This window comes from Streptomyces abyssalis, assembly GCF_001751365.1.
Taxonomy (GTDB): Bacteria; Actinomycetota; Actinomycetes; order Streptomycetales; family Streptomycetaceae; genus Streptomyces; species Streptomyces abyssalis.
On the sequence record NZ_LJGT01000038.1, the window covers coordinates 1,265,339 to 1,284,497 of the forward strand.

Genomic DNA, 19,159 nt, shown 5'->3' on the forward strand with positions numbered 1-19,159 from the left:
GCCTCCGCCGGGTGGCAAACGCACACGTCAGAAGGGGCGCCCGGAGATTCGGGCACCCCTTCTCATGAGTCTGTGTGTCTCCGCGCAGGCGTGGACTGCAGGGAGCTGCCGGAGCAGTTGGTCGCGGCTTCGTCGAGTTCGAACGTGATATGTGCTGCGGACCGTTTGTGTTCCCGCCGCATTCGAATCCGCTGCGCCGGAGATACTGGCCGCGACGGCCGCCCTACTCGTCCTCGACGGGTACGCGGTACGACGCGTTACGTCGGCGCCTGGAAGCCGCCGATCTGCTGTTCGAGCAGGTCGGCGAGCTGCAGTGTGGTGCGGTCCTCGAACATCGGACCTATGAGCTGCACTCCCACCGGCAGACCCTCGGAGAACCTACCTGCGGGTATTGCGGTGGCGGGCAGACCGGACATGGTGGCCAGGCCGGCCCAGACGAGCTGGTCGAAGTACGGGTGCTCGACGCCGTCGATGTTGAGCCGACGTTCCAACAGATCCGGGTTGTGGTCGTGCGGGAACGCGGGAGTCGGCGTGATCGGACACACCACGGCATCGAATTCGCCGAATAGCTGCCGCCAGCCATGGCGGTGGAGCTCGCGACGGTTGTTCACCTCGATCCAGTCGCGGTGGCTGCACACCATGCCGCGCAGTCGCGCCGCGTCGAGACTCCGGTCGTGTGTGCTCAGTCCGGCGGCGCGGGTCCGCAGCTGCTCGTACGCCTCGACGGGAAAACGCGCAACGGAGCTCGAAAACAGCAACTGCATGTATAGGGTCGCGGCTTCGGTCAGATCGGGCAGCAGCGGACTGTGCCGTTCGACGCGGGCGCCGCCGTCGACCAGCGCGTCGGCCACCCGGTTCACGCCCGCGCGCACAGCGGACCCGGTGGGAATGAGCGGATGCTCGTCGAGGACCAAGACCCGGAAGTCGCGGAGCCGCTCGTGGCGCGGGGGCGGCAACGTCACGTGGTACGCCACGCCGAGTGTCAGTGGGTCCGGTCCGGCCATGACGTCGAGCAGGAGCGTGAGGTCGCGGGCGGAGCGCGCCATCGGACCGACGACGGCGAGGTCCAGGTCGACCGGCAATGCCGGCTCGGACGGCGGGACCATACCGCGGTTCGCGGCCAGCCCGAGTGTCGGCTTGTGCGCGTAGACACCGCAGAAATGCGCGGGGGTGCGCAGCGAACCGGCGAGGTCGGAGCCGATGGACAGCGCGCCGAACCCGGACGCCAGGGCCGCCGCCGATCCACCGGAGGATCCGCCCGAGGTGCGAACGTGATCCCACGGGTTGTTGGTGGTGCCGTAGATGTCGTTGAAGCTCTGGATGTCTTGTAGTCCCAACGGCACATTGGTCTTACCGAGCATCACCGCGCCGGCGGCTTTGAGCCGCGACACCTGTACCGCGTCCTCGGCCGGTACAAAGTCCCGGTACTGCGGCATGCCCCAGGTCGTGGGCATCCCGGCCACGTTGTAAGACTCCTTGACTGTCACCGGAATACCCAGAAGCGGCCGATTCTCGCCCCGGCCGAGTTCCTGGTCGGCGTGACGCGCAGCCGCCCGGGCACGATCGAAGTCAGACACACAGATCGCGTTGATCACTCCATCATCCCGCTCAATCCCAGCGATCGCCGCCTCAGTCAATTCCACCGAGGACGCCTCACCAGCGCGCAACGCGGCCGCCGACTCTCCGGCCGACTGAAAATTCCAATCCATGAATTCGACGCTAACGGGCCGTCACAAAGGCCATAAAATTCCGCTTCCCGCAACGGGAAAGTCCGCGAACACCCGCCTGGCGGGGTCGCTGTAGAACAGCTCGCGCCGTCGCTCTTCCGGGACTTGGGGTAGAGCCTGGAAGTCCCTGCACATGCCTGATCGGCGACAGGTACAAGCGCCGGGGTGCGCCGAGCGGCAGGCGCGTACGGCGGCAGTCATCGCGCGGCCTTGGCGAGCGCGGCTTGGTGAGCAGCGAACAGCTGGAGGTTCGCGGATCGTAAGGACCCCGCGTCCCTTTCGACCGGGACAGGAGGCACTTGCGTGGTGTGGAATCCCGGCTACAAGGGAGAGCATGCGGGGAGGCAACGGTGCGCAGAGCGTCGAGATGGGTACGGAAGCCGCTGTACGCAGGGGTGTTGGTGGTCGGCCTCGTGGCCCTCGCCGTGGGGCTGTATCTGTTCCAGCCGTGGAAGCTGTGGACCGACGAGAAGGTCGACGAGGCGCTTCCCGGCGCTGCCGTGTCCGGGAAGCCGGACGGACCGGCGGAGCCGGAGAAGCCCGGTGAGTCCGCCGCACCGGGCAAAGGCGGGAAGCCGGCCGGGCCGACGACGCTGGCCTCGGGCGAGTTCATCACCCATGAGCACGAGACCACCGGGAGTGCGAAGGTCGTCGAGCTTCAGGACGGGTCCCGGGTCCTGCGGCTGCAGGACCTGAACACCAGCAACGGTCCCGACCTCAAGGTCTGGATCACCGACGCGAAGGTGAAGCCGGGCACGGCCGGCTGGCACGTCTTCGACGACGGCGCCCACCTCAGCCTGGGCGAACTCAAGGGCAACAAGGGCAGCCAGAACTACACGCTGCCCGCCGGGGCGGACCTGGACGAATACAGCAGCGTGACGATCTGGTGCGACCGCTTCGACGTCTCCTTCGGAGCAGCCGAACTGTCCCGCGCCTGATCGCACCGGTACGGCGCCAGGTCGGTTCTTCTTCGCTGCGGTCCCGCTCCGCCCGTGTGGGCACAGATGTCTGCCCTCACCGCCAATGCCCACACGGTTGACGCTGGTACAGGGCCGGTCGTTGTCCCCAAGTCCTCACGGATGGACGCTGACGATCGTCTTTCCCTTGATCCGCTCGGTCGGGTTGAAGGCGGCGACGGCATCGTCGAGGGGCGAGACGTTGCCGATGTTGGTCCGCAGCCGTCCGTCACGCACCCGGCGGACGATTTCAGTCAGTTGGGCACAGTCGGCCTCGACGACGAAGTCCACCGCCAGGCCGTCCGCGGGCCGCGCCTCGGGCGGCCCGACGATGGACACCAGCGTTCCTCCGGCTCGGACCAGGCCTGCGGACCGTTTCTGGATGTCGCCGCCGATGACGTCGAGGACCAGGTCGACGGCGCCGACGTCTTCCAGCGCGTCGTTCTCGAGGTCGGCGAACTCCTGCGCGCCGAAGTCGAGCGTCTTCTGGCGGTCACCGGCACGTCCCGTGCCGATGACGTACGCGCCGAACTCAGCTGCGAGCTGCGTCACCATCGACCCGACTGAGCCGGCCGCGCCGTGCACGAGCACGCTCTGCCCCGCCTGAAGGCGGCCGTGCTCGAACAGTCCCTGCCACGCGGTCAGCCCTGAAACCGGCAGGCTCGCGCCCACCGTGAAGTCGACGTCGCCCGGGAGCGGGGCGAGGTTGCGTGCCTCGACGGCCACGTACTCCGCCAGGGTGCCGTCGCGATGCCAGTCCGTGAGGCCGAACACCCGCTGTCCCACTGACAGCCCCGTCGCGCCGTAGCCGAGGGCGGTGACCACTCCGGCCAGCTCGTGCCCGGGGATCGACGGTGTCCGGTCACGTCCGGCACGGTCGGTCCAGGTCGAGGGCCACGTCAGCTCCGTCGGGACGAATCCCGACGCATGAACCTCGACGACGACGTCGTTCGTCGCCGGTTCAGGCTCGGGCCGCTCCGTCAGCGTCATCCCGGCCGTTCCCGCAGCCTGGTCCGTCACCACAATCGCTCTCATCAGGCACCTTCCTGCATCCAGTTCTCGCCGCCACACTCTGTGCGCGCCCTGCGCGAGGCGGTTCTGTTCGGCGGTGGGTCAGGTGGTTGTCAGGGGGATGCGCAGGGTGGTGGTGCCGCTCATGTCGAGCCATGCGTTGTCCGGTGAGCGCGTCATGCGGAGCGTGACGTGGGCGCAGTGGGGGCAGCGGCCGACGAGGCCGGGGGCTCGGGTGTAGACGCGGAGCCGGGCCACGGGTTCGGTGATTCCGCAGTTGGCGCAGCGGCCGTGGGCGCTGGTGAGGTCGACGGCGAAGATCTCGGAGAGCGGGCCTGCCATTGCGTTGCCGTCTTCGTACTCGTCGCTGTCCTCGTGGCCGTGGCCGTGGCCGTGGCTGGCGGGGTGGCCGTCGGGGTGGTGGTTCATGTCAGCCATGTCAGCCTCCACTGGGGCCGAATCGTTCGGTGCGGATGCGGTCGGGGTCGTGGCCCAGGTCGACGAGGAGGTTCGCCGTCGTCTCGACGAATCCGGTGGGGCCGCAGACGTAGCACATCGGCTCGGTCTGCGGGGGCCACGCGAAGGCGGTGATGTCCTCCTGGCGGATCCGTCCGGGCCGGCGCGGCCAGCCGTCGGGTGAGGTCCGCGTGTAGAGGAAGTCCGTGGCCAGGCCGGGGTCGCCGCTCGTCAGCTCGGCGGCGTAGTAGCCCTCGGCCGGGCTGCGTACGGAGTGCAGCAGCCGGAAGGGTGTGGAGTCGGCGGTCTCCCGCCGGGCGCGGATCATCGCCATGAGGGGGACGACGCCGGAGCCGCCGCCGATCAGCAGCACGGGCCGAGTTCCGCCGGGTTGCCACACGAACCAGCCGCCGACCGGGCCGCGCAGCTCCACCGGGTCCCCGACTGCGAGTTGATCGACCAGGTAGGGGGAGACCTCGCCGTCGGCGACCCGCTGCACGGTGATCTCGACGTACTGCCCGCCCGGTGCGGAGGCGAGTGAGTAGCTGCGCTGGGCGCTGTAGCCGTCCTCGGCGGTCAGCCGGACGTCGACGTGCTGTCCGGCGAGGTGACCGGGCCAGCCGGCCACGTCGAGTACGAGAGTGCTGGCCGTCGCGTTCTCCGCCCGGCGTTCCACGAGCGTGGCGACCCGCCAGCGCAGGCCTGTGCCTGCGCCCTCTTGCCCTAGTCGCCCTGGTACCGCTGTTCGCGCCATGGGTCTCCGTAGTCGTGGTAGCCGAGGCTCTCCCAGAAGCCGGGCTCGTCCCCGGTCAGCAGGCGCATGCCGTGCACCCATTTCGCCGACTTCCAGAAGTAGAGGTGGGGGACGAGGAGCCGGGCGGGTCCACCGTGTTCCGGCGGGATGTCGTCGCCTTCGTAGCCGTAGGCGATCCAGGCCTGGCCGTCCAGCAGGTCCTCCAGCGGCAGGTTCGTGGTGTAGCCGCCGTAGGAGCTGACCATGACGAAGTCCGCGGCGGTCTCCACGCCGGTCAGGAGCACGTCGAGGGAGACGCCCTGCCAGGAGGTGTCGAACTTCGACCACTTCGTCACGCAGTGCAGGTCAAGGGTTGGGCTCTCACTCGGCAAAGACGTCAGCTCGGCCCAGTTCCAGGAGTGCCGGTCCCCCGTCTCGGTCGTCACCGTGAACTCCCAGTCCTCGCGGTCGATCCGAGGCGTCGGCCCGGCCGAGAGCACGGGGAAGTCATGTGTCTCGTACTGCCCCGGCGGCAGCCGCCGGGAGGACTCCCGCGGACGGCCATGGAAACCGGGGGAGACCACACCCATCCGCGACTCCTTCTCCTCTGTCCCCGAAGGGAACGGGACGCAGCGCGCCCTCGGCACCGAACGAACCGTCGACCTCCCAGGAACGTACGACCCGGCGATCAAGAACGCGACCGGAGGAGCCGTTCGGCGCAATCACCGTGGGGCCGAATCCCACCGCCTCCGCCGAGGTCGGAGAAGCAGCAGGTCAGAGGGCGCGTCTCCGGTCGGGAGACGCGCCCTCCGCGGGCGCTCTGTCTCACCCCGTTCCGCGCGATCACGCGATGAGCCCCTCAGCCATCGGCGCCGGTGAATGCGAGATTGCGGCGTTCCCTGTCGGATCTGTGGTTCGCCTGATGTACCGCAAGTGGCCTGGCCGGCCCGAGAGTCTCCGTTGCCGCCCGGCGCTTGACCTTGTGGTTACTGCAAGGACGAACCTGGTGTCATGCTTTCCATCAGCGATTTCAGCGAGATGTGCTGCCTGTCGCCGCAGACGCTGCGCTTCTACCACTCCGAGGGCTTGCTGGTCCCGGCCGATGTCAACGAGCAGACCGGCTACCGCTCGTATACGTTCGCGCAGGTCGAACAGGCCATGTTGATCACCGTTCTGCGCGGCACGGGGATGAGCGTCAAATTCGTCCGGCGTGCTCTCGACGAGCCGGACACGGCAGCCGCCCTGTTGGAGCAGCACGACAGGGAGGTGCAGCGCCAGAGAGAGGCCCAGGACGAGGCCATCAGCGACGCGCGCGAGCTGTTCGGCTCGTGGCCCGAGGCGCGCGTGCGCCACGTACCCGAGATGACCGTGGTGTCGAAGCTGGTGCCCGGCCCGTCGGCCGGTCGCACCCAGTACGACTGGGAGAAGGCCGATGCCGCCCTCACCGCCGCCGTTGAGGAGGTGGTCGAGGCCGTGGAGGCGTGCGGAGCCGTCGTGTCGGGGATCCCTTGGAGAACCTGGGCCGGCGATACCCCTGAGCAGAAGAGGCAGTGCCTCACCGCCGAGGGACCGCACTGGCTGGTGAAGATCCCCGTCACAGCGGACGAGGAAGCGATCGCGGCCTTGCCCGGCGACGTTGAGGTGCAGACTTTCGAGGCCCGGGACGAGCTGTCGATATTCATCCCGGGCAAGAGCTCGATGGCCAAGTACGCCACTGCGATGTCGCGCCTCGCCACGCATCCCCTCGACGCCGCCTTCATCGACTTCGGCGGCGTCCGCCAGCTGCTGCACGACGACGGCGTGGAGACCGCCGCGGCGATCCGCGAGCTCGGGTGAACCTGCGCGAGGTTCGCGGCTCAAGGACCGCACCATCCGCAGACGCGAACGCGGCTCGGCAACGTACTGGCCGGGCGGGGTGCCAACCGGGGGTGCGGCGCCGCACGGCCGGACTCCGGGTCGTGCCGGTCAGCGGCGGTCGCGGAAGGTGCGGCGGAGGTCGTCGACCCAGGCTTCGGGGACTTCCCACGGGATGAAGTGGCCGCCGTGGTCGTGGGCGGTGAGGTTGACGGGGTTGAACCAGCCCTCGCGCATCCTGGACCAGAAGCCGACGCGCTGCTCGGTGGTGACGCCGGGCGGGTTCTCGTGACCGACGAAGGTGATTCCGACGGGAGCCTCGACGACGGGGCGGCGGTCGTGGACGGGGGCCCAGGGGTAGCGGTTGGCGTTGGCGTAGTAGCGGATCGAGGTGCCGATCGCGTTGTTCACCCAGTAGATCATCGCGTGGGTGAGCAGGTCGTCCCTGGAGAAGACGGTCTCGACGTCGCCCCCGCAGTCGCTCCAGCTCCACCAGCGTTCCAGCAGCCAGGCCAGCACGCCCACGGGGGAGTCGGTCAGGCCGTAGGCGAGGGTGCTGGGGTCGAGCGTGTGGGCGCACAGGTGGACGGCGTTGCGGCGCTCCATGGCGACGATCTGCTGGTGGACGTCGTCGGGCAGGCCCTCGGGGATGGGTCTGCCGCGGCTGAGGTCCCAGGCACGGTCGCCGGTGAAGAAGTCGAGGTTGAGGCCGGAACCGATGTGGATCGCGTGCAGCTCGTCGGGGTACTTGTGGCCGAGCTGGCTGGTGATCAGGCCGCCGATGTCGCACCCGGCGGCGGCGTACTTCTCATGTCCGAGTGTGCCGGTCATGAGGGTGTGCCAGAGGTCGGCGGCCTTCCAGAAGTTCATGTCCGGGTGGTCGGTCAGTGGAGTGGAGAAGCCGAAACCGGGCAGCGAGGGCACGATCACGTCGAAGGCGTCGGACGGATCTCCGCCGGACGCGGCCGGGTCGGCGAGCGGGTCGATGACCTTGGACCAGTGCCAGAACGTCCAGGGCCAGCCATGGGTGAGGATCAGCGGCACCGGTTCCGGGCCCACGCCGGGCTTGCGCATGAAGTGCACCGGGACGCCGTCGACTTCGGTGCGGTAGTGCTCGTAGGCGTTGATCGCGGCCTCGGCCTTGCGCCAGTCGTACTCGTCGCGCCAGTACTCGGCCAGCTCCTGCAGAAAGGCGCGTCCCACGCCGTAGGACCAGTCGTCGTTGGCGATGTCGTCCGGCCAGCGGGTCAGCCGCAGACGGGTGCGGAGGTCCTCCAGGACCTCGTCGGAGACGTGGACCGGAGTGGACTCCAGCGGGAAACGCACGGAACGGGACATGGAGGAGCACCGCCTTCGGAAGCAGGCTGAACGAGCAGGACCTGTGGGCCATGATGGAGCGCGCCGCTGCCCAAGTCGCGCGGTTCCGTGGGCCGTTGCGGATGTCGCCCGTCGGGCGGAACCACCGCTGCCTACCCCGCCGGAGGAAAGGCGGCGGTGAGGTGGGTCATCAGCCGGGCCGGCGCGTCTTCCTGGAGGAGGTGGCCCGCGCCGTCGATCCAGTGGAGTTCGGCGTGGGGGATTCTCCCGTGCAGCCACTCGGCATACCGGGGCGGGAGGATGCGGTCCTGGCGGCCCCAGATCAAGCGGACGGGAATCGAGATCCCGCCCAGGAGCGGTTCGTAGCCGACCGTGTCCGCCTGCCTGATCTGGCTGTACTGGCGGTAGAACGCGGCCTGTCCTTCCGCGCCCAGCCAAGGCGCCATGAACGCCTCGAGGACGCCGGGCCGGAAGCCGGCGTGGGTGGCGTTTCGCAGGTGGGCGGCCACCAGCGCCTGGTGCGCGTAGCCGGGGAGCTCGTGGAACACGTCCGGGTGCTTCAGGATCAGCTGGAAGAGCCCTCTCTCCCATTCACCGCCGCTCACCGCGTCGAAGAGCGTCAGGTCGGCGTAGCTCACTTCTTCCAGCAGCAGCGTTCGCAGCGCCACCGCGCCGCCGATGTCGTGGGCGACCACGCTGGGGCGGGACAGCCCCCAGTGTTCGAGAAGGCGGGTGAAGTTACGCGCATGAGCCGCCAGGCTGAGGTCCTGGCCTTCCCGCTTCTCCGACTGGCCGAACCCGAGGTGGTCGAAGACGAAGACTCGTCGGTGGACGGCGAGAGCCGGGGCGATGTCCCGCCAGAGGAAGGACGAATACGGGGTCCCGTGGACGAGAACCAGCGGTTCTCCGCTCCCGAAGGCCGACCACCGCACAGCCCCGTCGGGCGTCCGGAATTCTTCGCCCAGTTCCCAGCCCACGGTCATGCTCCTGTCTGCCCAAGGGCGCCGTAGGCACCGTTGCCGGACGCTACCGCACGGGAATCCGCATGCCGGGCGTCGGTCCGCAGGCCGCAGCCCGGTCGTACGTACGGGTCAGTGGAGGGTGGGCCGGTAGATGAGCTCCTGGATGTGACCGTCGAGCGTCCGGTGCTCGACCAGTTCAAGGTCGAAGTCGGCCGCACCCCGGAAGACCGGGTCCAGGCCGCTCCGACCGGTGATGACGGGGAAGAGCGTCACCTGCACGCGGTCGACCAGACCGGCCGCCATCAGCGCCCGGTTCAACGACAGGCTGCCGTGCGAGCGCAACGGCACCTCGGACTCCTCCTTGAGCCGGGCGACGACGTCGACGGCGTCACCGCTCACGACGGTTCCGTCAGGCCAGTCGAGGGGCCCTTCGAGCGTCCTCGACACCACCGTTGCCGGCAGGTTCCTCATCCGGGTGACCCACGGGTCGCGCACCTCGGACTCGTCGGTGCTCTCGGCCAGCATCTGAGCGAACGCACGGTACGTGTTGGCCCCGAAGACCATCCGCTGCTCCGCGCCGTACAGGGCAAGGCGGTGGTCGAGCAACTCGGGGCCCTGCTTGCCCCAGTAGCCGGTCCAGTCGGCGCCGGCGGCGCCGTAGCCGTCGAGGCTGGAAAAGACGTCGAAGGTGTAGCTGGCGGTCATGTCGTTCCCCTCCGGTGCGTTGGTCGGTGTTGGTACAGACTCGGGCCGCCGCGAGACTCATCGGTGTCGGACCGGCCGCGCCGGTTGCGCCTCACGGTGTACGCCTCCTCGGCGTGCACTGTGAGCGACGGTGCGGATACTCTCCGAAGAGCCGTCAGGAAGGCGTCCGGGGCCCACACGCACCCACGTCGCCGCCCGCACGGGTCCGCGCCTCACCGGCGACCAGAGCCACGGAGCGGGCGACCAGAGCCACGGAGCGAAGGGGCAGGAAGATGACGCACGCCGTGCACCACCGCACCGCCACCGTCGACGGACTGGACGTGTTCTACCGCGAGGCCGGCGATCCGCAGGCACCGGTCCTGGTCCTGCTGCACGGCTTCCCGACCAGCTCGCACATGTTCCGGGAACTCATCCCGGCACTGTCGGACCGCTACCGCGTCATCGCTCCCGACCACATCGGTTTCGGTCAGTCGGCGATGCCGGGCCTGGAGGAGTACCCGTACACCTTCGAAGCCCTCACCCGGACGACCTCCGGGCTCCTCGGCCACCTCGGCGTCGACCGGTTCGCGATGTACGTGCACGACTACGGCGCACCCATCGGGTGGCGGCTCGCGCTGGGGGACCCTCAGCGCATCGACGCGATCATCACGCAGAACGGCAACGCGTACACCGAAGGCTTCGTCAGGTCCTTCTGGGACGGACTGTTCGCGTACGTCGAGGACCCGGGTCCGGAGACCGAGAGACCGGTGCGCGGCGTGCTGACCGCCGAGGTCACCCGCTGGCAGTACGTGAACGGCGTACCCGACCCGAGTCTCGTCAGCCCCGACAACTGGGTCCACGACCAGGCGCTGCTCGACCGGCCCGGCAACGACGAGATCCAGCTCAAGCTCTTCCGCGACTATCCCACCAACGTGGATCTCTACCCGGCCGTCCAGCAGTACTTCCGCGACTCCCAGGTCCCGCTGCTGGCCGTATGGGGCCGGAACGACGAGATCTTCGGCCCGGAGGGTGCCCGCGCCTTCCAGCGGGACCTGCCCGGCGCCGAGATCCACCTGATCGAGTCCGGGCACTTCGCCCTGGAGAGCCATCTGGAGACCATCACTCAGCACATCCGTGACTTCCTCGGCCGCGGCTCACTCACCCGCGTGGCTGCCTGAGGCGCACGCGAGAGTTCCCCGGGAGCGAGAGCCCCGTCAGCCGGCTGACGGGGCTCTCGCGCAAGAGGGGGCTGGTGGACACCGCACCCGGCCGTGTCTCCATTCACGTCCGCCGGTGTTCGTGTGCGCCCGGCGGTGAGGCATGAGCCGTTCGGACAAGGTCAGCCGGCGCGCCCGCCCTCGTCCTCGTGTCGGCCGAGGACCTCGCAGGCGTACTGGAACTCCTCCGTCAGCCGGGTGGCTTCGACGAGCAGCACACCGTACGGACGGGAGTGGTCGCCGCGCGGGAGCTCCCGCCGGTCGGCTGCCTCGGCCAACTGGGCACGGCGTTCCTCGGCGGCGCCCACACGGTCCCGCAGATCCCGGCTCTCTTCCGGCGAGCGGTCGGCGCCGACGTCGCAGAGGACGTTCGTGACCTGGGCGACCGCGGCCAGGAAGTCGGCGTAGTCCCGCAGGAATTCGGCGTACGGCGAGGTCGTCGTCTCCTCGTACCAGAGGTCCAGGCTGCGGGTGATCGAGACGAGCTGGCGGGTGATGCGGTCCAGGGCTTCCACGAGCGCGCTGTAGGTGGAGAACCCCGAGTGCCGCCGGCGCCGGGCAAGACGGCGCGGGTTGTAGTAGATGCTCTCGTGCGCGGTCGCCACCGAAGCCCGGGCCTGCGCGACGGTCTTCTCCAACTCCCCTGCCCGGTGGCGCCACTTGCCGGTGCGTTCGGCCCCCATGTCGCCCTGGCGTACGCCCGAGACGATGTCGTCGAAGAGGTCGGTCATCGACTGGCCGGCGGCCTGGATGCCGTGTTCGGCGCTGCGGTAGCGCATCGGCGGGAAGACGAGCATGTTCACGGCGACGCCCACGGCGCATCCGGTCAGGACGAGCAGGAGGATCTGCCCCAGTTGCTCGAAGCGCGTCGTGGTCCCGGTGGCCATCACGTAGAGGGAGAAGGCGAAGAACGCCGCGGTGCTCACCTGGTTTCCCTGCAAGCCGAGCTTCGGCCACCGGGCGAGCGCCAGCGCCACGAGTGCCATGAGCGAGAACGCCAGGAGGTTCGGGCCCAGTGCGAAGGCCAGCAGGGCCTGCAGTACGACGCCGGCCACCACCGCGACCACGTACCGGAGTGACTGGACCATCGACTGGTAGATGGTCACCTGCATCATCAGCACGGCCGAGAACGGCGCGAAGGCCGGGGCCCCGGCTGCCATGAGGTCATGAGCCACGGCCCACGAGATGCTCGCCGCCAGGGCGCTCTTCACGACGACGAGCACGACTTGACGTTCGTAGCCGTCGGACCGCCTGGCACGCCCGAACCACAGGCCGACCTGTCCCGGCTTGTTCCCCGGGCTCACCGCCGGGTCACCGCTGCCCTTCATGGCGCTTCAGGGCCCCTCTCCGTTCAGTCACGCACCGCTCCCGCAGACCTGTGGGTTGACTTCCGTCCGCTTCCGCAAACCCGGGGCATCAGCCCTCCCGGCCCTGGTGCTCAACGGCAGGGGCCGCGGTTTGAACGTCTCGTACACGGTCAAACGGGAGTGTGCTCCGGACGTGCGTACGGCCTTCGGGGCAGAACTGGACACCCGCGTCCCAGGTCCTCCCCGTGACCGCTCCGCGGCGGTGTCCCCTGTGGCAAGCGCTCTGGAGGATGCGCAGATGGACTGGCGGTACCGGGCGGCGTGCCGGGACGTGGACCCTGAGTTGTTCTTTCCGATCGGCTCGTCGGGGCCCGCGCTGATTCAGATCGACGAAGCCAAGGCGGTCTGCGCGGTATGCCCGGTGAGAAGCCGGTGCGAGACGTTCGGGGCCGGAGAGTACGACGGCGTCTGGGGCGGTCTCACGGCGGCGGAGCGGCGGCTCGGCAGCGGGACCGGCCTCGGCGGCGGGACCGGCCGGCCGGGTCACGCCGAGGGGCGCCCCGCGGGGAACCGCCCGTCATCCTCCGTCGCTCCGTGAGGCGGAACGGCTGCGGAGGAAGGCGGGAAGGACGTACCAGCAGCACACGAACCACACCATCACCGCGCCCACGAGGATCTCCGCGATGAGGTTGCTGAGCACGACGTGGAGGATCAGCAGCAGGGTCGAGCCCACGGTCAGTGCCAGCAGGACCATCCCGCACATCATCAGCCGGCCCGCGGCCTCCACGACGTCGTCCTTCATGCGCTGCCCCGAGAGGAAGCGGTGGATGGACACCGGGGCGATCAAGGCTCCTGTCGCGCCGGCAGCGAGGATCACGGTGATCACGTAGACCGTGCGGTCGAACGTGCCGAGATGAGTGAAGCGAGCGGTGAAGGCCACGCTCAGCAGGAACCCGAAGAGGATCTGCACGCCCGTCTGCGCGACACGGGTCTCCTGCAGAATCTCCTGCCACTGACGGTTCACCCGTTCCCTGGCGTTCTCCGACCCGAGAGCACCCTGCTGTGCTTCCATCGCCCCTGCGCCGTCCGGGTCGCCCTCGCCACGTCCGCCCCCTATTGGCGATTCCATGCCGTCCCTCCGAGTCCGGGAATCCCTGCCGACCTGCACTGACCGATCACGAACGTCTCGCAGCCCGGCCGGGGCCGCTCCGCCTCGCACCAGGGCGACGACCGCAGCCCGGCAGCGCGGCGGCAGCATGCCGGTCCCGCTTCGGGCAGGACCTCCCGGTGGACGGAAAATCCGACGAGTGTTCACGGCATGGTGACGGGAGTTACCAGTCGCCCACAGGCCGAAACCGGTCACCGGGTGCGGACGCCACCGCGGTCGTCTCCGCGGTCACTTCCGCGTACGGGCTTCGGCGGCTGCACCCGGAGGCGGGTCCGGCTCGGTGCCGCTCCGGCTCGGGTCCGGCGTCGGTCCGGCCGGCCGGCGGCGGCGAGCCGGCCGCCGGTCACAGGTAACCGAACAACGGTGGAAAGACCAGGGCCACGATCCAGGCCCACACTGCGTACACGGGGAGGTAGCCGGTCTGCCATCGTTCGAGCGCCGCGAAAGGTGCGCGGCGGCGGACGAACCCCAGCACCAGCCAGGCCGACCAGGTGAGGTTGGCCAGCAGGATGATGTTCTCTCCGAGCGCCGCGGCCTTGTTCGGTGTGGTGCCGTACTCGGTGATGCGCCCGGTTATCTCCAGCATCACCAGCACGTCGATGATGAGCGCGCTGACCACGAGGGCGAGTTGCAGCTTGTCGAAAAGGCCCGGCGGGGCCAGCGGATCGCGGGCCGATATGGAGTAGAGCAACAGGCCCAGCACCACGACCAGCAGGAGGTCGAACAGGATCAGGGCTTCGCGCTCGACGTCTATGCCGCCGCGGGTCAGGGCGAAGGCGACGAGGAAGGCCAGCAGCACAGCGGTGAACAGCGGCGTGAACAGCCGCGCGAGCACAGGGGCCATGTTCTCTACGACGCTCTGCTTGGCCTCGACGAGCCACCCGGCCACCACGACCGCTCCGACGCCGCCACAGGGCAGAAGCCACTGGGCGATGAAGGTGTCCGGGGTGATCCCGATGGCCTCGAAGGTCCCGAAGACGATCCCCATCAGCACACCGCCGCCGCAGGCGATGAGCGAGAGATAGACGAACCATTCGCCGGTGAAGCGGATGAAGTCCATCCGCCGGCGTGACGATCGCAGGTCGTCGGAGACGTAGGCCAGGCCGACCGCGAACCACAGGGCGATGGGGAGATGGATGCCGGTCAGTACCGCCGACTGGGAGTCGTCCGCGAGGGGATAGACGTTGGCCGCCACGGCTCCGGCCGCGAACAACGCCAGCAGCACGCCGGCCAGCGCCGGCACGGCCTTGCGGCGCCAGGCGAGGAAGGCCGCCAGCCAGGGAAGCGCGAAGAGGCCGAGGTTGCGTCCGTAGAACGCGGCGTCCTCTTCGATGCCCATTCCGAACAGCTCCGGCAGCTTGACGGACATCGCCGCACCCGCCACACAGATCACCGTCGCGAGCAGGTCACGCCGCTTACGGGTGTCCGCCGCCGGGCCGTCGGTCTCACCCGTCAGCACCAGTTGCTTCCACAGCCGTTCGGAGTGCTCCCGGGCGAACTCGCGGGACAGGTCGTCCAGGCCGCCCATGCGCTTGACGGCGACCAGGAAGGCCTCGTCGGCGCGCAGGCCGATGCCGATGAGCTCGTCGACGGAACCCCGGAGGTGATCCTCGAGTTCCTCGGTGTCGGACTGCCGCAGCTCCGGGCGGCGGTGCGCGTACTGACGCCACTGGGCGAACTGGGCCTCCAGCCCGTCCTGACTGTGACTGTCCGGCGCTGTCATGCCGGGCCCTCCAGGGGCATCGCCCTCGTCCTCAGATCGCCGGAGCCGAGCCAGATCTGCTTGAGCGCGTCCACGACCGTGTCCCACTGGCGGCGCTGCTCGGCGAGCTCGCCGAGGCCCTTTTCGGTGATGCGGTAGTACTTGCGCCGCCGCTCACCGGCGGCCGACTGCCAGCTCGACTCCGCGAGTCCGAGGCGCTCGAGCCGGTGCAGCAGTGGATAGAGCAGGCCTTCTGTCCACTCCAGCTCTCCGCCGGACAGCTCGTGGATCCGCCTGAGGATCGCGTAGCCGTAGCTCTCCCCCTCGGCCAGGATGCCCAGCACCATCGGTGTCGCCGAGGCGGCCACGAGGTCCTTGGTGACTCTCACGAGACCTCCCTGCGCCTCATGCCATGGAATACCTTGGACTGCGATGCATAATAGCTTTAGGTATCGGCTCCCCACAAGAACTTCCGGAGCGGAACAGGGAGAGAGGCCGGGCTCTGTGCGTTGCGCCGGGGGCGACGCTGCGGACGGGCCGCCGCCGACGGGCCGCCTTGCCGGCGCCGCTGCGGACACCCGTACCGGCCCGGCGCAACCCGGGCATCCAGATGCCTGAGTGGATGCGCCGAGTGGGGGTACCGGGGCGCCATGGTGAACAGGCCGGAGAACGTATTCGTGCTCGGACTCGACGAGCGCAATCGTGAACTTTTGCACGATCTTCCTCATCTGTCCGCGTACCGCTTCCATGCGCTGCTCGGCAAGGAGGAACTCATGGAGGACGAGGAGGTGCCGCTGCGCAGCCTCCTCGACAAGGCGGAGAGCAGGGTGAAGGCGTTCGACGGACCGGTCGACGCGATCGTGGGGTACTGGGACTTCCCGGTGAGCTCGATGGTGCCGATTCTGTGCGAACGCCTCGGCTTGCCGTCCGCCTCGCTGGAATCGGTCGTGAAGTGCGAGAACAAGTACTGGAGCCGGCTGGAGCAGCAGAAGGTCTGCGACGCGCACCCGCCGTTCGCACTGGTGGATCTCGACGACCCGAGGCCCCCGGCGGAGCTCGGCTTCCCGATGTGGCTGAAGCCGGTGAAGTCCTACTCGTCGGCGCTGGCGTTCCGGGTGGAGGATCAGGAGCAGTTCGACGACGCCGTCGCCCAGATCCGGGACGGGATCGGCGGCATAGGCGAGGCGTTCGACTTCGTGCTCTCGATGCTGGACCTGCCGCCGGAGGTCGCGACCGCCGGCGGCCAGGGGGTCTGCCTGGCCGAGGAGGAGATCTCCGGCCGGCAGCTGACGGTCGAGGGCTACAGCTGCGACGGCAAGGTCCACTGCTACGGCGTGGTCGACTCCGTCCTCTACGAAGGGACGTCGAGCTTCCTGCGCTACCAGTACCCCTCGTCGGTCCCGGCAGATCTCGCCGACCGCATGTGCGACGTCTCCACCCGGGTCGTGCAGCAGATCGGCCTGGACAACTCCACGTTCAACATCGAGTTCTTCTGGGACCAGGAGCGGGACCGGATCAACATCGTCGAGGTCAACCCGAGGCTCTCCCAGTCGCACGCCCCGCTCTTCGAGCAGGTCGACGGCGTGCCGAACCACCAGTGCATGATCAGCCTCGCGCTCGGCCGCGACCCGCACCTTCCGCACCGCAAGGGTCCGTTCGACGTCGCAGGCAAGTGGTTCCTGCGGCGCTTCTCCGACGGGTACGTACGCAGGAGCCCGAGCGACGAGGACATCGCGCGGGTCGAGCGGGAGGTGCCCGGCACGATCGTGGACATCACCGCCACCGAAGGCGGCCGGCTGTCCGAGCTGCAGTCCCAGGACAGCTACAGCTACGAGCTGGCGGCCATGTACATCGGAGCGCGGGACGAGGCCGAGCTCGGGGAGAAGTACGAGCGCTGCCTCGAACTGCTGCCGTTCGAATTCGACGAATAGTCCGGCGAACAGGAGGAGAACGCGGGAATGAAGGAGGTCAGCTCCCGGCCGCAGGCGGTCAAGGAGGAGGAGCACGTCTGGATCCCCACCCGGGACGGCACGTGGCTGGCCGGGCGCATCTGGCGTCCGGTCGCCTCGGACACGGAGCCGGTTCCGGGGATCCTGGAGTTCATCCCGTACCGCAAGCGTGATCTGACCGCTGTGCGCGACTCGGTCAACCACCCGTACATCGCGGGGCACGGCTACGCCTGCGTGCGGGTCGATCTGCGCGGCAGCGGCGACTCCGAGGGCGTGCTCGACGACGAGTACCTGGAGCAGGAGTTCTGCGACGGCGAGGATGTCCTCGAATGGATGGCCGAGCAGCCGTGGTGCAGCGGCCGCACCGGGATGATGGGCATCTCCTGGGGCGGATTCAACGCCCTTCAGCTCGCCGCGCGCCGCCCGCCGAGCCTCGGTGCGATCGCGGCGCTCTCCTACAGCGACGACCGCTACGCCGACGACGTGCACTACATGGGCGGCTGCCTGCTCAGCGACAACCTCTCGTGGGCCTCGACGATGATGGCCTACAACTCGTGCCCGCCCGACCCCCAGGTGGTCGGTCCCCGGTGGCGCGAGATGTGGTACGAGCGGCTCGACGGCATGGTCCCGTGGCTGAGCGAGTGGCTGACCCATCAGCGGCGGGACGACTACTGGCGGCACGGCTCGGTCTGCGAGGACTACTCGGACGTCGGGTGCCCGGTGCTCGCCGTCAGCGGCTGGGCCGACGGCTACTCCAACGCCGTCTTCCGCCTGCTGCAGGAGCTCAAGGTCCCGCGCCGGGGGCTGATCGGTCCGTGGTCGCACAAGTATCCGCACCTCGGCGTGCCGGGCCCCGCCATCGGCTTCCTGCAGGAACTGGTGCGCTGGTGGGACCACTGGCTCAAGGACGAGGACAACGGAGTGATGGACGGGCCCATGCTCTGCACCTGGATGCAGGAGAGCATGCCGCCGTCCACCTCCTACGACGAACGTCCGGGGCGCTGGGTCGGGGAACCCGGCTGGCTCTCCCCGCACGTCGAACGCGTCCAGCACCCCCTGGGGCAGCACTGGATCGGGCGGCCCGGCGAGCAGCTCGCCTCACCGCCGCTCAGCGTGGAATCCCCGTTGTCCGTGGGCCAGTTCGCCGGGAAGTGGTGCTCCTACAACGCGCCTCCCGACCTGCCGTACGACCAGCGGGAGGAGGACGGCGGTTCGCTGGTCTTCGAGAGCGAACCGCTGGAGGAGCGCTGCGAGATCCTCGGCGGGCCGGTCCTGCACGCGACGCTGGAGGTGGACCGGCCGGTGGCGATGGTGGCCGTACGGCTCTCCGACGTGGCACCGGACGGACGGGCGACGCGGGCGACGTACGGACTGCTCAATCTCACCCACCGCAACAGCCATGCCGAACCCGAGGGTCTCGAACCCGGTGAGCGCTACCAGGTCAGCGTCCAGCTCAACGGTGTGGCACAGGCCTTCCCGGCCGGACACCGGATCCGGATCGCTCTGTCGACCTCGTACTGGCCGCTCGCCTGGCCGCCGCCGGAGCCGGTGCGGATGACCGTGCATCCGGCGGAGAGCTCGCTGGAGCTGCCGATCCGCTCGAACACCGAACCCGACGAGCTGCCGACGCCGCTGTTCGGGGATCCGGAAGGTGCCCCGCCGTTGCCGAGCCAGGTGGTCCGGCCCGGTGAGGAGCGCTGGACGGTCTCGCGTGAGCTCGTCGACTACCGGTCGGCGCTGGAGGTCGTGAAGGACCTCGGCGTGGTGTACATGGAGGACATCGACCTGGAGCTGACCCGCCGGGCGCACGAGCGCTACAGCTGGACCGGTGACGATTTCGACTCCGTGCGTGGCGAGATCGAATGGGTCATGGGTTTCACCCGCGGGGACTGGGACGCGCGTGCGACGACGCGCACCGTGCTGACCTCCGACGTGTCGAACTTCTACGTCCACGCGACCTTGGACGCCTACGAAGGCGACCGCCGGGTGCGGTCCCGCAACTGGGACCTGACCATCCCGCGGGACCACGTCTGAACGGTGACGGCGCGCTCTCCGCGGGGCCGCCGGCGTACGTGCGAGAGCGGTCCGCGCTCTTCACCCCTGCGCACGGCGGCCC

Annotated in this window: 18 protein-coding genes; 6 read left to right on the forward strand and 12 right to left on the reverse strand. The window is 69.0% G+C overall.

The window, feature by feature from the left end:
• Positions 1-257 precede the first annotated feature (257 nt).
• Positions 258-1,709 (reverse strand): amidase, encoded by a 1,452-nt coding sequence (locus tag AN215_RS12810; protein WP_070009229.1) that lies wholly within the window; start codon positions 1,707-1,709, stop codon positions 258-260.
• Between the two features lie 368 nt (positions 1,710-2,077).
• Here AN215_RS12810 and AN215_RS12815 point away from each other — a divergent pair, with 368 nt between their 5' ends.
• Positions 2,078-2,665: a DM13 domain-containing protein gene (locus AN215_RS12815; RefSeq protein ID WP_070009230.1), complete on the forward strand. Its 588-nt coding sequence runs from the start codon at positions 2,078-2,080 to the stop codon at positions 2,663-2,665.
• A gap of 135 nt (positions 2,666-2,800) precedes the next feature.
• Here the strand turns inward: AN215_RS12815 and AN215_RS12820 are convergent, their stop codons facing one another.
• The 4 genes from AN215_RS12820 to AN215_RS12835 all read right to left on the reverse strand — a co-directional run bounded on the left by AN215_RS12820 (position 2,801) and on the right by AN215_RS12835 (position 5,473).
• Positions 2,801-3,718 carry an NADP-dependent oxidoreductase gene (locus AN215_RS12820; protein ID WP_070009231.1) on the reverse strand — a complete coding sequence of 306 codons (918 nt, stop codon included), beginning with the start codon at positions 3,716-3,718 and terminating at the stop codon, positions 2,801-2,803.
• Positions 3,719-3,796: 78 nt separating this feature from the next.
• On the reverse strand, positions 3,797-4,132 hold the full coding sequence (locus AN215_RS12825; protein ID WP_338057921.1) for a DUF6510 family protein: 336 nt from the start codon (positions 4,130-4,132) through the stop codon (positions 3,797-3,799).
• Between the two features lies 1 nt (position 4,133).
• Entirely contained in the window at positions 4,134-4,904 is a 771-nt protein-coding gene (locus AN215_RS12830) for a ferredoxin reductase (RefSeq protein WP_070009232.1), read from the reverse strand.
• Entirely contained in the window at positions 4,874-5,473 is a 600-nt protein-coding gene (locus AN215_RS12835; RefSeq protein WP_070009233.1) for a sulfite oxidase-like oxidoreductase, read from the reverse strand. The genes AN215_RS12830 and AN215_RS12835 overlap by 31 nt, the downstream gene beginning before the upstream one ends.
• A 421-nt stretch (positions 5,474-5,894) precedes the next feature.
• Here AN215_RS12835 and AN215_RS12840 point away from each other — a divergent pair, with 421 nt between their 5' ends.
• The gene (locus AN215_RS12840) at positions 5,895-6,719 is read left to right on the forward strand and encodes a MerR family transcriptional regulator (protein ID WP_070009234.1); all 825 of its coding nucleotides are present in this window, start codon (positions 5,895-5,897) and stop codon (positions 6,717-6,719) included.
• Positions 6,720-6,848: 129 nt separating this feature from the next.
• Here the strand turns inward: AN215_RS12840 and AN215_RS12845 are convergent, their stop codons facing one another.
• The 3 genes from AN215_RS12845 to AN215_RS12855 form a co-directional block, all read right to left on the reverse strand.
• Positions 6,849-8,075 (reverse strand): epoxide hydrolase family protein, encoded by a 1,227-nt coding sequence (locus AN215_RS12845; RefSeq protein WP_070009235.1) that lies wholly within the window; start codon positions 8,073-8,075, stop codon positions 6,849-6,851.
• A gap of 131 nt (positions 8,076-8,206) precedes the next feature.
• Complete coding sequence (locus AN215_RS12850; RefSeq protein WP_107374367.1) at positions 8,207-9,031, reverse strand: alpha/beta fold hydrolase; 825 nt, start codon at positions 9,029-9,031, stop codon at positions 8,207-8,209.
• Between the two features lie 114 nt (positions 9,032-9,145).
• The gene (locus tag AN215_RS12855) at positions 9,146-9,721 is read right to left on the reverse strand and encodes a dihydrofolate reductase family protein (protein ID WP_070009237.1); all 576 of its coding nucleotides are present in this window, start codon (positions 9,719-9,721) and stop codon (positions 9,146-9,148) included.
• Positions 9,722-9,993: 272 nt separating this feature from the next.
• Here AN215_RS12855 and AN215_RS12860 point away from each other — a divergent pair, with 272 nt between their 5' ends.
• Positions 9,994-10,878 carry an alpha/beta fold hydrolase gene (locus AN215_RS12860; protein WP_070009238.1) on the forward strand — a complete coding sequence of 295 codons (885 nt, stop codon included), beginning with the start codon at positions 9,994-9,996 and terminating at the stop codon, positions 10,876-10,878.
• Positions 10,879-11,039: 161 nt separating this feature from the next.
• Here the strand turns inward: AN215_RS12860 and AN215_RS12865 are convergent, their stop codons facing one another.
• Positions 11,040-12,245 (reverse strand): aromatic acid exporter family protein, encoded by a 1,206-nt coding sequence (locus AN215_RS12865; RefSeq protein WP_079122934.1) that lies wholly within the window; start codon positions 12,243-12,245, stop codon positions 11,040-11,042.
• Positions 12,246-12,522: 277 nt separating this feature from the next.
• On the opposite strand from AN215_RS12865, the gene AN215_RS12870 reads away from it, so the two are divergent.
• Complete coding sequence (locus tag AN215_RS12870; protein ID WP_070009239.1) at positions 12,523-12,822, forward strand: WhiB family transcriptional regulator; 300 nt, start codon at positions 12,523-12,525, stop codon at positions 12,820-12,822.
• Here the strand turns inward: AN215_RS12870 and AN215_RS12875 are convergent.
• The 3 genes from AN215_RS12875 to AN215_RS12885 form a co-directional block, all read right to left on the reverse strand.
• Positions 12,802-13,296: a DUF6328 family protein gene (locus AN215_RS12875; protein WP_079122935.1), complete on the reverse strand. Its 495-nt coding sequence runs from the start codon at positions 13,294-13,296 to the stop codon at positions 12,802-12,804. The two genes, AN215_RS12870 and AN215_RS12875, sit on opposite strands and share 21 nt — an antisense overlap.
• Before the next feature lie 439 nt (positions 13,297-13,735).
• The gene (locus AN215_RS12880) at positions 13,736-15,115 is read right to left on the reverse strand and encodes a permease prefix domain 1-containing protein (RefSeq protein WP_070009240.1); all 1,380 of its coding nucleotides are present in this window, start codon (positions 15,113-15,115) and stop codon (positions 13,736-13,738) included.
• A complete protein-coding gene (locus AN215_RS12885) occupies positions 15,112-15,483 on the reverse strand; it encodes a PadR family transcriptional regulator (RefSeq protein ID WP_070009241.1) in 372 nt (123 codons plus the stop codon). The genes AN215_RS12880 and AN215_RS12885 overlap by 4 nt, the downstream gene beginning before the upstream one ends.
• Positions 15,484-15,744: 261 nt before the next feature.
• Between AN215_RS12885 and AN215_RS12890 the strand changes: the two genes are divergently transcribed.
• Positions 15,745-17,025 (forward strand): ATP-grasp domain-containing protein, encoded by a 1,281-nt coding sequence (locus AN215_RS12890; RefSeq protein ID WP_171904177.1) that lies wholly within the window; start codon positions 15,745-15,747, stop codon positions 17,023-17,025.
• A 27-nt stretch (positions 17,026-17,052) separates the two neighbouring features.
• Positions 17,053-19,077 (forward strand): CocE/NonD family hydrolase, encoded by a 2,025-nt coding sequence (locus AN215_RS12895; RefSeq protein WP_070009242.1) that lies wholly within the window; start codon positions 17,053-17,055, stop codon positions 19,075-19,077.
• Positions 19,078-19,159: the final 82 nt, after the last annotated feature.